The organism is Caulobacter sp. BE254 (assembly GCF_031457295.1).
Classification (GTDB): domain Bacteria; phylum Pseudomonadota; class Alphaproteobacteria; order Caulobacterales; family Caulobacteraceae; genus Caulobacter.
The window spans coordinates 62,740-75,829 of the sequence record NZ_JAVDWJ010000005.1 but is presented as its reverse complement, the minus strand read 5'-3'; the positions used below and the strand labels follow the sequence as shown (position 1 = coordinate 75,829).

15 protein-coding genes are annotated in these 13,090 nt (G+C 68.2%); 7 read left to right on the top strand and 8 right to left on the bottom strand.

What is annotated here, in order from left to right; genetic code table 11:
• Positions 1-23: 23 nt before the first annotated feature.
• The 3 genes from J2X41_RS11095 to J2X41_RS11085 all read left to right on the top strand — a co-directional run bounded on the left by J2X41_RS11095 (position 24) and on the right by J2X41_RS11085 (position 3,086).
• A complete protein-coding gene (locus J2X41_RS11095) occupies positions 24-1,400 on the top strand; it encodes a peptidoglycan DD-metalloendopeptidase family protein (RefSeq protein WP_310081857.1) in 1,377 nt (458 codons plus the stop codon).
• 195 nt (positions 1,401-1,595) lie between these two features.
• Positions 1,596-2,711 carry an acyltransferase gene (locus J2X41_RS11090; RefSeq protein ID WP_310081856.1) on the top strand — a complete coding sequence of 372 codons (1,116 nt, stop codon included), beginning with the start codon at positions 1,596-1,598 and terminating at the stop codon, positions 2,709-2,711.
• Between the two features lie 159 nt (positions 2,712-2,870).
• Positions 2,871-3,086 carry a DUF2283 domain-containing protein gene (locus J2X41_RS11085; protein WP_310081855.1) on the top strand — a complete coding sequence of 72 codons (216 nt, stop codon included), beginning with the start codon at positions 2,871-2,873 and terminating at the stop codon, positions 3,084-3,086.
• Between the two features lie 185 nt (positions 3,087-3,271).
• Here the strand turns inward: J2X41_RS11085 and J2X41_RS11080 are convergent, their stop codons facing one another.
• The 4 genes from J2X41_RS11080 to J2X41_RS11065 form a co-directional block, all read right to left on the bottom strand.
• Positions 3,272-3,967, bottom strand: a complete 696-nt coding sequence (locus tag J2X41_RS11080; RefSeq protein WP_310081854.1) for an HAD family hydrolase — start codon at positions 3,965-3,967, stop codon at positions 3,272-3,274.
• Between the two features lie 67 nt (positions 3,968-4,034).
• Positions 4,035-4,211 (bottom strand): hypothetical protein, encoded by a 177-nt coding sequence (locus J2X41_RS11075; RefSeq protein WP_310081853.1) that lies wholly within the window; start codon positions 4,209-4,211, stop codon positions 4,035-4,037.
• Between the two features lie 97 nt (positions 4,212-4,308).
• Complete coding sequence (locus tag J2X41_RS11070; protein WP_310081852.1) at positions 4,309-4,440, bottom strand: hypothetical protein; 132 nt, start codon at positions 4,438-4,440, stop codon at positions 4,309-4,311.
• 281 nt (positions 4,441-4,721) lie between these two features.
• Positions 4,722-5,015 carry a DUF1272 domain-containing protein gene (locus tag J2X41_RS11065; protein ID WP_310081850.1) on the bottom strand — a complete coding sequence of 98 codons (294 nt, stop codon included), beginning with the start codon at positions 5,013-5,015 and terminating at the stop codon, positions 4,722-4,724.
• Positions 5,016-5,282: 267 nt separating this feature from the next.
• Between J2X41_RS11065 and carA the strand changes: the two genes are divergently transcribed.
• From carA to J2X41_RS11050, 3 genes are all read left to right on the top strand, one after another.
• Positions 5,283-6,467 (top strand): glutamine-hydrolyzing carbamoyl-phosphate synthase small subunit, encoded by a 1,185-nt coding sequence (gene carA / locus J2X41_RS11060; protein ID WP_310081849.1) that lies wholly within the window; start codon positions 5,283-5,285, stop codon positions 6,465-6,467.
• Positions 6,468-6,602: 135 nt separating this feature from the next.
• Complete coding sequence (locus J2X41_RS11055) at positions 6,603-7,061, top strand: MarR family winged helix-turn-helix transcriptional regulator (RefSeq protein ID WP_310081848.1); 459 nt, start codon at positions 6,603-6,605, stop codon at positions 7,059-7,061.
• Positions 7,058-8,413 carry a S41 family peptidase gene (locus J2X41_RS11050; protein WP_310081847.1) on the top strand — a complete coding sequence of 452 codons (1,356 nt, stop codon included), beginning with the start codon at positions 7,058-7,060 and terminating at the stop codon, positions 8,411-8,413. Before J2X41_RS11055 ends, J2X41_RS11050 begins: the two co-directional genes overlap by 4 nt.
• A 39-nt stretch (positions 8,414-8,452) precedes the next feature.
• Here the strand turns inward: J2X41_RS11050 and J2X41_RS11045 are convergent, their stop codons facing one another.
• A complete protein-coding gene (locus J2X41_RS11045; RefSeq protein ID WP_310081846.1) occupies positions 8,453-10,063 on the bottom strand; it encodes a carboxylesterase/lipase family protein in 1,611 nt (536 codons plus the stop codon).
• Between the two features lie 218 nt (positions 10,064-10,281).
• Entirely contained in the window at positions 10,282-11,610 is a 1,329-nt protein-coding gene (locus J2X41_RS11040; RefSeq protein WP_310081844.1) for a cellulase family glycosylhydrolase, read from the bottom strand.
• A 201-nt stretch (positions 11,611-11,811) separates the two neighbouring features.
• On the opposite strand from J2X41_RS11040, the gene J2X41_RS11035 reads away from it, so the two are divergent.
• Positions 11,812-12,483 carry a glutathione S-transferase family protein gene (locus J2X41_RS11035; protein ID WP_310081842.1) on the top strand — a complete coding sequence of 224 codons (672 nt, stop codon included), beginning with the start codon at positions 11,812-11,814 and terminating at the stop codon, positions 12,481-12,483.
• 30 nt (positions 12,484-12,513) lie between these two features.
• On the opposite strand, the gene J2X41_RS11030 is transcribed toward J2X41_RS11035, so the two are convergent.
• Both J2X41_RS11030 and J2X41_RS11025 read right to left on the bottom strand, forming a co-directional pair.
• Positions 12,514-12,831 carry a type II toxin-antitoxin system RelE/ParE family toxin gene (locus J2X41_RS11030; RefSeq protein WP_310081841.1) on the bottom strand — a complete coding sequence of 106 codons (318 nt, stop codon included), beginning with the start codon at positions 12,829-12,831 and terminating at the stop codon, positions 12,514-12,516.
• Entirely contained in the window at positions 12,800-13,054 is a 255-nt protein-coding gene (locus J2X41_RS11025) for an antitoxin (protein ID WP_310081839.1), read from the bottom strand. The genes J2X41_RS11030 and J2X41_RS11025 overlap by 32 nt, the downstream gene beginning before the upstream one ends.
• Positions 13,055-13,090: the final 36 nt, after the last annotated feature.

Below are 13,090 nucleotides of genomic sequence, written 5' to 3'. Positions count from 1 at the left end.
CATCGCTACCAGTCGGGGGCTTGATGCAGGAATTCGATCCGAGACGGCCGACCATGCGTCTGGCCCCCAAGATCCTCACCGCGGCAGCCGGCCTGGTCGCCTTGGGCCTGGGATGGAAGCTGACCGCGCCGGACGCGCCGGTGGCGGTGGTCCGCGCCCCGCTCGACGCCAACGCCCTGGCCGCCCTGCAGCACGCCGCCTTCGCCAGCGCCGAGGCCCAGCCGGGCTTCGAGCGTCCGGAATCGATCCCCGTCCAGGTGCGTCCCGGCGAGACCCTGGAAAACGCCGTGCTGCGCACCGGCATCGCCCCCAACGACGCCCGCCAGGTGGTGGCCGCCCTGCAGGGCGCGATCGACACCGTCAACATCAAGGCCGGCATGGCCTTCGAGGCCGCCATCGCCGAGCGCCGCAACGGACGCGCTGGCTCGGCCCGGCTGATCGGCCTGTCGATGCGTACCGGCCCGTCCTCCACCCTGACCGTCTCGCGCACCTTCGACGGGGCGATGAAGCTGCGCGAGCTGGAGGAAAAGGTCACCGACGAGACCAAGGTGGCCTGCGGCGAGATGAAGGGGTCGTTCTACGAGAGCGTCGCCGACGTGGGCGGCACCCCGGCGGTGATCAGCCAGGCGGCCCAGTTGTTCGCCCACAAGATCGACTTCTCGCGCGACATCAAGGAAGGCGACCGCTTCTGCCTGGTGTTCGACCGCAAGGTCACCGAGAGCGGCCGCACGGTCGAGGCGGGCGACCTGGAATATGCCGAGGTCAAGGGCCAGAAGTTCTACGCCTTCGAGCGTAACGGCGAAGACGGCAAGCCGCAGTTCTTCGACGAACTGGGCAAGAACATCAAGGGCTTCCTGCTGCGCACGCCGGTCGACGGGGCCCGCATCACCTCGACCTTCGGCCAGCGCAAGCACCCGGTGCTGGGCTATACTCGCGCCCACAAGGGCGTCGACTTCGGGGCCGGCCAAGGCACCCCGATCCTGGCGGCCGGCGACGGCGTGGTGCTGGAGGCCCGCCGCTGGAGCGGCTACGGCAACTGGCTGCGCATCCGCCATTCGGGCCAGTGGGACACCGGCTACGGACACATCTCGCGCTACGCTGCGGGCATCCGTCCCGGCGTCCACGTGCGCCAGGGCCAGGTGGTGGCCTATGTCGGCTCCACCGGCCTGGCGACCGGGCCGCACCTGCACTACGAGGTCTGGCTCAACGGCCAGCGGGTCAATCCGATCGGCGCCAAGGTGCCCCAGGGCACCATCCTGGCCGGCGCCGAGCTGTCGCGCTTCAAGGCCCAGCGGGCGCACATCGACACCCTGTTGGCGCAAGGCGGCGCGCCCGATCCCGCGGCCCCGAAGCTGGCCCTGGCCAGCCTGGACCGGAGCAAGGGACCGCAGCTGCGGTAGGGCGACCCAACGGTTGTCATCCCGGAAGCGCGTAGCGCTGTCCGGGACCCAGGGAAACCGCACCGCTTCAGCCCAGTCCACTGGGTCCCGGACAGCCTCTGCGAGGCTTCCGGGATGACAACGTTGGTAGGGATGGGGGGAGCGCGAAGCTCGGCCGAGCTTGACCATCACCTCGCCGCGTCCCATCCCAGGACGATGAAAGCCTTCCCGCCGCTGAAGCCCGACTCCGAGGACATGCTGCATCTGGACGCCCTGCGCATCGTCGGGGCGCTGATGATCGTGGTCTTCCACTTCAACCGCTACATCAACCTGGATGGGCGCTGGCAGCTGGTCGACGACATGGTCAAGGGCTTCAGCCTGGTCGTCGACCTGTTCTTCCTGATCTCCGGCTATGTGATGGCGGCGGTCTATACCGGCCGGCTGCACAGCTGGTCGCGGTACGGGACCTTCCTGAAGAAGCGGGTGGCGCGGCTGGGGCCGCTGCACTGGGCGACCATGCTGGTGTTCGTCGGCGTCTGGGCGGCCGGCGTGATGGGCTGGGGCGGCGACGTCGATCCCAAGCGCTACGACATCTCCTGCATCGCGCCCAACATCCTGTTCGTCCACGCCTGGCATGTCTGCCACAGCCAGACCTGGAACTTCGCCAGCTGGGCGATCAGCGCCGAGATGGGGCTGTACCTGGCCTTGCCGCTGCTGTTCTGGATAACGGCGCGGGGGCGGGTCGTCACCGCCCTGGTCGCGGTCGCCAGCTTCGTCCTGCTGCTGCTCAATCCCGACGGCGACATGCCGTTCCATCAGTGGACCTGGAACTTCGGGGTGCTGCGGGCCGTGCCGGGCTTCCTGCTGGGCATGCTGGCGTTCCAGCTGCGCGCGCCGCTGGGCCGCCTGCCGTTGGCGCGGTTCTGGATGTGGGGGCTGCTGGCGGCGTTCCTGGTGGCCTCGGCCTTGCGGATCGAGCGGACCCTGCTGCTGCTGCTCGTCTACGCCATCGGCCTGGCCGGGGTCGCCGCCGACGCGGCCGGCTCGCAGGGCGGGATCAGCCGTCGCCTGGCGCCCTGGGCCCAGCTGAGCTTCAGCCTTTACCTGCTGCACCCGATCGCCCTGAAGATGGGGATCAACTGGGTCGGGGTCGCCGCCTGGGGCCTGAACGGCGACCTGCTGAGGCTGTGGGTGCTGTTCTGGGTGCTGGCCCTGATCCCGGCCGCCTATCTGTCGCTCGTGCTGTTCGAGCGGCCGGCGCGGGACTGGATTTCAGGGCTGGGCAAAAGACGAACCCTCTCTCATGGAGAGAGGGAGGGGCCCGCCGCGTAGCGGTGGGAGGGTGAGAGATTTCACCCTGTCCGGTTTCACGCTGGGCCGCTAGCTGACGCTGAAAACGTCTGTGGTGAGTGTGGACCGGACATTTGGGTTGAGCCGGCCTAGGCTTGCGTCATGCGAGAGACTGGACGCCCCAGTTGATGGAGGAAGTTGATGCGCAATCCGATTGAGACGACATACGACAGACAGGTTGACACTGCCTATCTCTCCTTAAGGAAGATCGGTCCGGGCGAGGTGTCCAAGACCTATTCCTGCGATATCGAGCAGGTTGGCGGGACGATTAATCTCGATTTTGATCAGAATGGCCGATTGGTGGGCATCGAAATATTGGATGCGACCGCACTGCTACCGGCTGAATTTTTCTCGTAATCTGACCGTTAGCAGCCTGTTCGCCGTCAGATAGGTCCCGCAAACAGATCTTCTCAACATCGTATATGGGGCGCAAGCGACTTCGCGCGGTTCTTAGCGCCCTGCTGGCACGTCGGCTTAGGCTGTAACCTCTCACCCTCCCATGGCTTCGCCATGGGCCCCTCCCTCTCTCAAAGAGAGAGGGTTCAACCGAGCGAATCCACCCACGCCGGCAGCTCCCCGATCGAGCCAAGCTCGGCATAGCGCCCGTGGTCCTTCGGCGCCGTCGCCGCCTCATGCGCCCAGACCAGCGGGTAGGGGATCAGGGCGGCCCAGGCGCCGGCCTCCAGAGCCGGGAGGATGTCGGACTTGACCGAATTGCCGGCCATCACCGCCTGCTCGGGTCCCGAGCCGTGGCGGGCGAACACCCGGCGGTAGGTGTCGGCGTCCTTCTCCGAGACGATCTCGACCGCGGCGAACAGGTCGCCCAGGCCCGAGGCCGCCAGCTTCTGCTCCTGGTGCAGCAGGTCGCCCTTGGTGATCAGCACCAGGCGGTAGCGTTCCGACAGCGTGGCGAGCGCCTTCTCGACGCCGGGCAGGGGCTCGACCGGCTCGGTCAGCATCTCGCGGCCGGCGGCCAGGATCTGACGGATCACGCCGATGCTGACCTGGCTGTCGGTCAGGTCCATCGCCGTCTCGATCATCGACAGGGTGAAGCCCTTGGCCCCGTAGCCGTAGAGCCGCAGGTTCCTCTTCTCGGTCTCGGCCAGCTTGGCGTCGATCTGCTCGGCGTCGCCATAGGGGGCCAGCAGCTCGACGAACCGCTTGTGGGTCAGGCGAAAGATGGTCTCGTTGTGCCAAAGGGTGTCGTCGGCGTCGATACCGACGGTGGTGACGGCCATGGAAGCTCTCCGGATCTCGCCCGGTGATACGCTGCGTCGCCGCCCCAGGCCAAGGCGCGGCGTGCGGTCAGCCTTTCTCGCCGGAGCCTTCGAGCTCGTTGTCGCCGTCGGCGCGGAACGTCCGTTCCTCAAGCTTGAGACGTTCCTGCTCGAACCGGTTGGTCAGGTGGAGCATCTGCTCGGTCAGGTTCGCGGACACGGCCGAGGCCGGTTCTTCGAAACGATCGTCATAGGAATTGGACATGAAAAGCCACAGGCACGACTAGGACGCCCCCGCCCATGCCTAGCCAAACGACGTCGCCTTCCCGACGTTCCAACGGTCAAGATCGGTTTTTCGGATTTTAGAGACTCTGGAGCACGAAGATCGCCGCGCTGACCAGCGCGGCGACCAGCAGCAGCACGCGCAGGCCGGTCTCGACCAGGCCGAACCAGTCGGCGGCGGCGGGGACGGCGCGGGCGGCGGGCGGGTTCATGGGATCAACTCCTCGAAGCTCGACCATGAGCCTCGAGCCGTTAACGCGTCGACCGCGCGAACGGACGCACCCCCGCGACAAGTTGTTCCAGCCGTGGCGCCGAAGAGACGGTGTGTCGGGCGTCAGGGTTTGGAAGACGAGAGCGGCGAGAGGTTGTCATCCCGGAAGCCCTGCAGGGGCTGTCCGGGACCCAGGGGGCTGGGCTGGTGCGGTGCGGCTGTTCTGGATCCCGGACAAGCGCTGCGCGCTTTCCGGGATGACAATTATGCCCGAACTCGACCTCAGGCCCAGGAGGCCGGGGGCTGCCGCGTATCCGTCGGCGGCGGGCGCACGGGGGCGCAAACCGGATGGGCCTTGTAGACGCGCCTCAGCGAGGCGGGAAAGCGGTGCAGGGCCGCGCTGGGCCGGATCGGCCGGGCCGACAGGTCGCCGCCGCAGTTGGGACAGACCCCGGAGAATCGGGTCTCCACGCAGTCGGCGCAGAAGGTGCATTCGAAGGTGCAGATCCGCGCGTCCGGGCTGTCGGGCGGCAGGTCACGATCGCAGCACTCGCAATTGGGACGCAGTTCGAGCATGGGCCGTCCTCCCAGGTTCTAGTGCTTCTTGTGGCGCTTAACCCTTCCAGCATAGGGGCTTTGGGGCTCGCCGCGCGAGGGGGCTTGTTGGCCGATCACGGGAATGTGGGGCCACGCTTCGACTCCCGTGATCGAAGGGGTTGACCCCCCCGCCATACCCCCCTAGACACGCCGCCGTTTGCGCGGGCGGACGAGCTTTTCGCTCGTCCGCCTTTTTGCGAGAATGACCGGCCTATTCTGGCCCGCGTTTAGGAGGCGCTTTCCGAGATGTCCAAAGACCTTCTCCCCAAGCCTTCCTTGCTCAAGGGCGTCACCGGCGTTCTGGCCCTGGCCGACGGCACGATCCTGCAAGGCGTGGGCTGCGGCGCGGTCGGCGACGCGGTCGGCGAGGTGTGCTTCAACACCGCCATGACCGGCTACCAGGAGATCCTGACCGACCCCTCCTACATGGCCCAGATCGTCGCCTTCACCTTCCCGCACGTGGGCAATGTCGGGACCAATCTCGAGGACCTGGAGCAGATGGCCGGCGGGGCCGAGACGGCCGCCCGCGGCGTGCTGTTCCGCGAGGTTCCGACCGATGCGGCCAACTGGCGCGCCAACAGCGACTTCGACGCCTGGATGCAGCGGCGCGGCGTCATCGGCCTGGCCGGCGTCGACACCCGCGCCCTGACCCGCAAGATCCGCGAGACCGGCATGCCGCACGGCGTGATCGCCCACTCGCCGACAGGTGAATTCGACCTCGACGCCCTGGTCGCCAAGGCCAAGGCCTGGGCCGGCCTGGAAGGCCTGGACCTGGCCAAGGACGCCTCGACCACCCAGACCTTCACCTGGGACGAGGGCCTGTGGTCGTGGCCGGAAGGCTACGCCAAGCTGGACAAGCCCAAATACGAGGTCGTGGTCCTGGACTACGGCGTCAAGCGCAACATTCTGCGCGCCCTGGCCCATGTCGGGGCCCGCGCCACCGTGGTGCCGGCCGACACCTCGGCCGAGGACATCCTGGCCCGCAATCCCGACGGCGTGCTGCTGTCCAACGGCCCGGGCGACCCGGCCGCGACGGGCGCGTACGCGGTGCCCGAGATCCAGAAACTGGTCGCCAGCGGCAAGCCGGTGTTCGGCATCTGCCTGGGCCACCAGATGCTGGCCCTGGCGGTGGGCGCCAAGACCGTGAAGATGGAACAGGGGCACCATGGGGCCAACCACCCGGTGAAGGACCTGACGACCGGCAAGGTCGAGATCGTCTCGATGAATCACGGCTTCACCGTCGACAGCGCTTCGCTGCCGAAAGCGGTCACCGAGACCCACGTCTCGCTGTTCGACGGCACCAACGCCGGCATCGCCCTGGCCGACAAGCCGGTGTTCAGCGTCCAGCACCACCCGGAAGCCTCGCCAGGGCCGACCGACAGCCTGTACCTGTTCGAGCGGTTCGCGGGGCTGATGGACGCGGCGAAATAGGCTAGGCCTTCTTCCGATCGACCCAGCGCTCGCGGCGTATACCGCGAGCGCTGTTCGTTGACTCGATATAACAGCACTTATACATAAACCGGCGTGACGCCGCCCACACCCACGCTTGGCACGCTTTTGCGCCACTTGATCGAGATCCTCGACGGGGCGGTCGAGCAGGCCTACCGCGCGTCGGGTCTCGATTACCGCCCGCGCTACACGCCGGTGGTGAAGGCGTTGATCGCGCTGGGTCCCGTCTCGATCCGGCTCATCGCGGACCGCGCCGGAATCACCCATTCGGCCGCCAGCCAGACCGTGTCGCAGATGGCCAGGGAAGGCCTGGTGTCGTTGTCGCCTGGCCGGGACGGCCGCGAGCGCATCGTGTCCCTGGCGCCCCGCGCCGAGGCCATCCTGCCCGCCGTGATCCGCCAGTGGCAGGCCGTGAACGCCGCCGCCGCCGGCCTGGACGCCGAGCTCTCCGCGCCGCTTTCCCACCTGTTGGTCGAGACCCTGGCGGCGCTTGAACGCCGACCTTTCGGCGACCGCATCGCCCAGGCCGCCGCGCGGCTTTCCGACGATTCACCTCCCAGCTTGGAGTCCTCATGAAATCGCGTCGTCTTCTCCTGCCCCTGGCCATCCTGGCCCTGGCGGCGCCGGCCGCGCCCGTCCTGGCCCGGCAGGTCGCGCTAGGCGTGGAACGGGCCGCGCCCAACGCCCTGTCCAAGGCCGATCGCGAGGCGGCCCTGGTCAAGATCGCCGAGGCGGTGCGGACCTCCTACGTCTTTCCGGAAAAGGACGACGCGATCGTCGCGTGGCTCGAGAAGGCCCGGCGGGACGGGCGTTACGACACCGGCGATGCGGGCGTCTTCGCCGAGCGGGTCACCGAGGACCTGCGCGCCGCCAGCGGCGATCGCCACATGTACATGCTCTACGACCCGGCGCAGTACGCGGCGACCAGCGCCAGTCCGTCCGGCGACGGCTCGGTGAACGAGGCCGCCGAGGCGGCGTTCGCGCGCCGCCTCGCCGTCCGCGACCATCATGGCCTGGTCGCGCAGTCCATACTGCCCGGCAACATCCGTTACCTGAAGATCGCCGGCTTCGAGTGGGTGGATGACGAGACGGGGACGCTCTACGACGAGGCCCTGCGGTTCTTGAAGGACGGCGATGCGGTGATCATCGACGTGCGTGGCAATCCGGGCGGTTCGCACCCGGCGGTGCGTTATCTGGTCAGCCATTTCATGGACCCCGACATTCTGGAACTGACGTTCCTGGCGGGCGGCGAGGCGCCCAAGCAGTCGCGGACGCTGGAACACCTGCCTGCCGGCCGCCTGAAGGGCAAGCCGCTTTACGTCCTGATCGACGGCGGCACGGGCTCGGCCGCCGAGGCCTTCGCCTACGACGTCCAGCAGTTCAAGCTGGGCGAACTGGTCGGCGCCAAGACCGCCGGGGCGGCCAACAACAACAAGTTCGTGCCGGTCGCGCCGGGCTTCATGCTCAGCGTTTCCTTCGGTCGCCCTGTCCACGCTGTGAGCCAGACCAATTGGGATGGAGCCGGCGTGGCGCCGACGGTGGCGACGGCGTCGGCCCAGGCCCTGGACGTCGCCCAGTCCCTGGCCCTGACCCGGTTGGCGGCGGCCCCCGGCGCGACGCCGGAGTCGCTGGCTGAGTACGGCTGGGCGCGGGTCGCCGTCGAGGCGGCGCTGAAGCCGGTCTCGATCCCGCCCGGTCGGCTGAAGGCGTGGACCGGACGCTATGGCGAGATCACCATCAGCTTGCGCGACGGCAAGCTGTGGATGGCCCGGGCCGACCGGCCGCTACGCGGCCTGACGCCTCTGACCGCCGACGGACTGTTCGCGGTCGACGGCTCGGAGATGCTGCGGGCCCGCTTCTCCGACACCAAGCTGGAAACCTTGTGGCGGGGAAGCCCCAACGTATGGACCTATCCGAAGGGGAAGTAGCGCCTCTTCACCTTCTCCCTCCGGGAGAGGGTCTCTAGATCACGTCCCGAACTGGGTGAACGGGACCTTGTTGAACAGCTCGCGTTCCGCCCCGCGCGGGTCGTCTTCCATCCGGGTGGTGTTGTCGAACACCAGCGTCTGGCGCCTGGGCAGGGTGTAGGGCTCCCAGGCCGGGATCGACGGGTTGTTGGGGGTTCCCGTGCGGGCGAAGGCGACGAAGGTGTCGGCCAGCCGCTCGTGCATGGCCACGGCGTCGGGGCCAGACCCGGTGATCACCCCGGGGGCGTCGAAGTTGCCGAACACCAGCTGCATGTCCAGCGTGTGGGGGGCGCCCCAGACGCCGCCATCCTTGGGCGCGCGCCAGTCCAGCTGGTAGGCGAAGGCGGGGGCGCCGGCCTTGGCCCGCTCCTCGTCCTGGATGATCGCCGCCTTCCACGAGCGGCCCGCCGTCGACGCCGCGAAATAGACGTCGGCCGGCGTGTAGTGCGGATAGATCTTGCGATAGGCCGCCACCACCGTGGCCGGGTCGATGTCGATCCGGGCGTTGAACTGGGCCGGCAGCTTGTCGATCACCTGCGCCCAGGTCAGGTCCAGCAGGCTCTTGTCGTAGCCGACGAAGCCGCGCGTCTCGTCGTGGGTGTTGCCGCACATCATCGGCACGTCCAGGCTCTGCGGCGCGGCGTCGGGGAAGAACGGGTGGCGAGTCAGCGACCGCTCGTCCAGCACCGGGCCCATATAGACGCCGCCGCTGCCGGCGATCGGGTCGACGGCCTTCAGGCCGGCCAGGAAGGCCTCGGCGGGCAGGGCGCGCAGGGCGGCCAGGTCCTTGATCCCCAGCTTGTCGACGAAGCCCTTGGCGCGCCGGGCAGCGTTGAACGGGCCGGCGGCGGTGACCTGCTGGCCGCTCATGGTGGCGGCGCGGTGGAACAGACCCTTGGCGGCCGGCATGGCCATCAGGGTGGCGATCTTGGCGCCGCCGCCCGATTGGCCGAACAGCATGACCTTGCCGGGATCGCCGCCGAACGCGGCGATGTTGTCGCGAACCCATTGCAGGGCCAGGACCAGGTCCAACTGGCCGACATTGCCGCTGTCGGCGACGCTCGGATCGTCAAACAGGCGGGCCAGGTAGAGATACCCGAAGGCGTTGAGGCGGTGGTTGACGGTGACCACCACCACGTCGCCGCGCTTGGCCAGCTTGGTCCCGTCGTACCAGGGGCTGGCCCCCGAGCCAGTGTTGTAGGCGCCGCCGTGGATATAGACCATCACCGGCCGCTTCTGGCCGTCGGCCAGGCCCTGCTTGGCGAGCGGGGCGGGGGTCCAGATGTTGAGGAACAGGCAGTCCTCGCTCAGCGCCTCGCCCTCTTCGCCCTTGCCCTGCGGGCAGGCCGCGCCATAGGCCAGGGCGTCGACGACGCCGGTCCAGGGCTGGGGCGGCCGCGGCGGCATGAAGCGGCCCGCGCCGCCGGTGTCGGCCCCGTAGCGCACGCCCTTGAACACCTGGACGCCGTCGCCCGCCGCGCCGCGCACCTTGCCGTGGGCGGTGGCCACGACGGGCCCGGGCTTGGCGGCCAAGGCCGGGCTCGAGCCCAGGGCGAGGGCCGCGCCCGCGCCGGCGATCAGGCCGCGACGATCCAGGTGAAGATGGTCCATGGGCTTCCTCCGGCGCGGTTGGGCTCGCGCTCGGCGGATTGGCTACCACGGATCATGACACCGGTGACATCCATTTTTCGGGGAGGCATGAGGCGGCAACCTAAGTTCCTCCCCCTGTGGGGGAGGCGGCGCGAAGGCACCGGTGGGGGAGCAGACCCACGTCGGCGAACTCCCCCCTCCGTCGGCTGCGCCGACACCTCCCCCACAGGGGGAGGATCTTAGAGCGCGCGAACCGCCTTCGCATGCGCCCGCACCACGGCGAGGGTCGAGGCGTCGGTGTCGAACACGCCGAACAGGCCCTGCTCCTCCTGCGGCGGGTCGCCGACATAGGACCGGTCGCCCATCTTGAACCAGGCGTCGGGATGCTGGGCGCGGCCCTCGCCGTTCCAGGCCCAGAAGTTGGTGCCCGCCAACGGGCCGCCGGCCTTCATGTCGGCTTCGACCAGGCCAAACATCATCCTGTAGAACCGGTCGCGGTGGGTGGTCGGGCCACCCGGCGTGAAGGCGCGGTCCTCGCGGATCAGGCCGAACTCCTCAATGACCAGCGGCTTGCCCATCGTCTTGGCGATGGCGACGTGGCGGGTCACGTAGTCGCTGCACTTGGCTTCGCCGGCCGCGTAGGTCGCCGGCTGGTTCTTCGGATCGATCCAGCCCCAGTTGTTGGGCCAGACGTGCAGGGTCAGGTAGTCGATGCTGGCCGGCTTGTGGGCCTCGACCACGCAGGCCTCGCGCTGCAGGCAGCCCATGGCGCCCTCGCTGCCGGTGGTCACCAGGTGGCGCGGGTCCAGCGACTTGATCAGGGCTGAGGTCTCGGCGATCCAGTGATAGTAGGTGGGCAGGTTGGGAACGCCGAACGCCTCGCTGCCGCCCGGCCGCGGCTCGTTGGCCAGCTGCCAAGCCATGATCGTCGGGTCGTCGCGATAGGGCTTGCCGGTGACGCTGCTGACCCGGCCGACCAGGGCGCGCAGGTAGTGCTGGAACAACGCCTGAGCCTTGGCGTCGCCGTAGAAGCGGGCCGAATAGTCGGCGAATTCGGGCCAGGGGTGGGCGGGGTCGCCCTGCTGGAACCACTCGCCGTTGCCGGTCCAGCGCAGATAGGCGGGCATGCCGCCCGACCAGTCCCAGAAGTTGTTGACGTAGATCACCGCCTTCATGCCGCGCTTAGCCATCTCGGCCAGCACCACGTCCAGGCCCTTGAGCAGGTCCTGGTCGTAATCCTCGCCGGGGCCGCGGAAGGTGGGGGAGATCGCCACCTTGGCCGGCGAGGTCTCGCCCGCGCCCAGGATGCGCAGGTTGGTGACGCCGAGAGCCTTCAGCCGGTCCAGCTCGCGCCCCAGCCGCGCGCGGTCGCCCGAGACGCCGGGCGAGCCCAGCCAGGCCCCGTACCACAGGTTCGCGCCGACGAAGCGATAGGCCTTGCCGCCCAGGCTCAGGCGACCGTCCTTGACGGTGACGAAGGCGGGCGAGGGCTTGGCGGTCTCGGCGGCGGCTCCGCCCGCGGCCATGGCGGCGGCTCCGGCGACCAGCAGGCGGCGTCTCGACAGCATGTTTCACTCCCCGTGTTTTGTGCAACCTAAGGGGAAGCGGCGGCCCGAGGGAAGAGATTAAATAAATTCACTTTCGGAATAGTCACTCTCGTTCCACTGGCCGATTAGGTCGCGGCTCTGCGAAAAAGCTAAGGTGTCTTGTCGGGCGGGGCGCTGGTGACGCGTCCTCGGTGGGAAGCCAGCGATCGGGAGATCATCGCCATGAACAGTGTCACCTCGCCCATGAAGCCCACCATCACCGCCTTCAAGGCCTCGCCCGATCGCGGCCAAGGCCTGGCGCGCGACATGCGCGTGCGCTGGGCGTTCGAGGAAGTCGGCCAACCCTACGAGGTCGAACTGCTGACCTTCCCCGAAATGAAGGCGCCGGCCCACCTCGCGCGTCATCCCTTCGGCCAGATCCCGACCTACCAGAAGGGCGACCTGGTGCTGTTCGAGACCGGCGCCATCGTGCTGCACATCGCGCAAAGCCATCCCGGCCTGCTGCCGGACGACGCCAACGGCCGGGCGCGGGCGATCACCTGGATGTTCTCCGCGCTCAGCACGGTGGAGCAGTCGATCGTCGAGTTGCAGTGGGTGATGTTCACCGAGCGCGACAAGAGCTGGTACGAGGAGCGCCTGGCCATGGTCCACGACCGCATCCGCGCCCGGCTGGCCGAGCTTTCGCGGCATCTGGGCGACGCCGACTGGCTGGACGGCGCGTTCAGCGCCGGCGACCTGATGATGGCCTCGGTGCTGCTGCGGGTGAGGGGCCCGGGCCTGCTGGACGAGTATCCCAACCTCGCCGCCTATGTCGCCCGCGCCGAAGCCCGCCCGGCCTACCAGCGCGCCTTCGCCGAGCAGTTGGCGGTCTTCAAGGCGGCGCTGGCGGGGTAGGGAGGGGCCTATCCCTTTGGGGGCTTGTGCCTAGCGATCTTCGAGACCGTGCCAGACACGCGAGACAAGAACGCTCGCTGTGTCGGCTTCATAGCGGATCACGTAGCTTGAGCCACCGAACGGCACGATCAACTCCCTGATCTGATCGTCGATCAAGCGTCCTCGGTCGGAGAACTGGGCCAAACTCTCGAAACTCTCTTCGAGCAAGGCGATCAGTCGAACGGCTGCCGCCGGGCTCCTTTCGAACAGCCAATCGTGCAGGCGATCGATATCGCGTTCCGCCTGGGCCGAGACATGAACCTGACGAGCCAGGATGCTACCGGCTGTGGCGCGCGAGAAGGCGATCACGCACTTCGGACCAAGGCCTGGCCTGGCCAGTCCGCTTGGCGTGATCGATGATGGCGCGGTCGATCGCTGGGTCAGGGTCGATCCGACCGATCTCGACCTCTCCGAGCCCTTGATCGATCAACAGCGCGGCATAGGCCTCGGGCGTCATGTCGAGCAGATCCGCCATCGCCTTGAGCTTGGCGGCGCGCTCGGGATCCAGGTGAATGTCGAAACCGTCGGCCATGGGCGAAGAATCCAACCCATGGCCAGTATCGTCAAG

Bases quoted from the DNA above. Each gene is read 5' to 3' on its own strand.
- J2X41_RS11085 (WP_310081855.1), top strand. From the start codon at position 2,871: ATGCGCAATCCGATTGAGACGACATACGACAGACAGGTTGACACTGCC.
- J2X41_RS11095 (WP_310081857.1), top strand. From the start codon at position 24: ATGCAGGAATTCGATCCGAGACGGCCGACCATGCGTCTGGCCCCCAAG.
- J2X41_RS11070 (WP_310081852.1), bottom strand. From the start codon at position 4,440: ATGAACCCGCCCGCCGCCCGCGCCGTCCCCGCCGCCGCCGACTGGTTC.
- J2X41_RS11090 (WP_310081856.1), top strand. From the start codon at position 1,596: ATGAAAGCCTTCCCGCCGCTGAAGCCCGACTCCGAGGACATGCTGCAT.
- J2X41_RS11050 (WP_310081847.1), top strand. From the start codon at position 7,058: ATGAAATCGCGTCGTCTTCTCCTGCCCCTGGCCATCCTGGCCCTGGCG.
- J2X41_RS11040 (WP_310081844.1), bottom strand. From the start codon at position 11,610: ATGCTGTCGAGACGCCGCCTGCTGGTCGCCGGAGCCGCCGCCATGGCC.
- J2X41_RS11075 (WP_310081853.1), bottom strand. From the start codon at position 4,211: ATGTCCAATTCCTATGACGATCGTTTCGAAGAACCGGCCTCGGCCGTG.
- J2X41_RS11025 (WP_310081839.1), bottom strand. From the start codon at position 13,054: ATGGCCGACGGTTTCGACATTCACCTGGATCCCGAGCGCGCCGCCAAG.
- J2X41_RS11045 (WP_310081846.1), bottom strand. From the start codon at position 10,063: ATGGACCATCTTCACCTGGATCGTCGCGGCCTGATCGCCGGCGCGGGC.
- J2X41_RS11080 (WP_310081854.1), bottom strand. From the start codon at position 3,967: ATGGCCGTCACCACCGTCGGTATCGACGCCGACGACACCCTTTGGCAC.
- J2X41_RS11065 (WP_310081850.1), bottom strand. From the start codon at position 5,015: ATGCTCGAACTGCGTCCCAATTGCGAGTGCTGCGATCGTGACCTGCCG.
- carA (WP_310081849.1), top strand. From the start codon at position 5,283: ATGTCCAAAGACCTTCTCCCCAAGCCTTCCTTGCTCAAGGGCGTCACC.
- J2X41_RS11035 (WP_310081842.1), top strand. From the start codon at position 11,812: ATGAACAGTGTCACCTCGCCCATGAAGCCCACCATCACCGCCTTCAAG.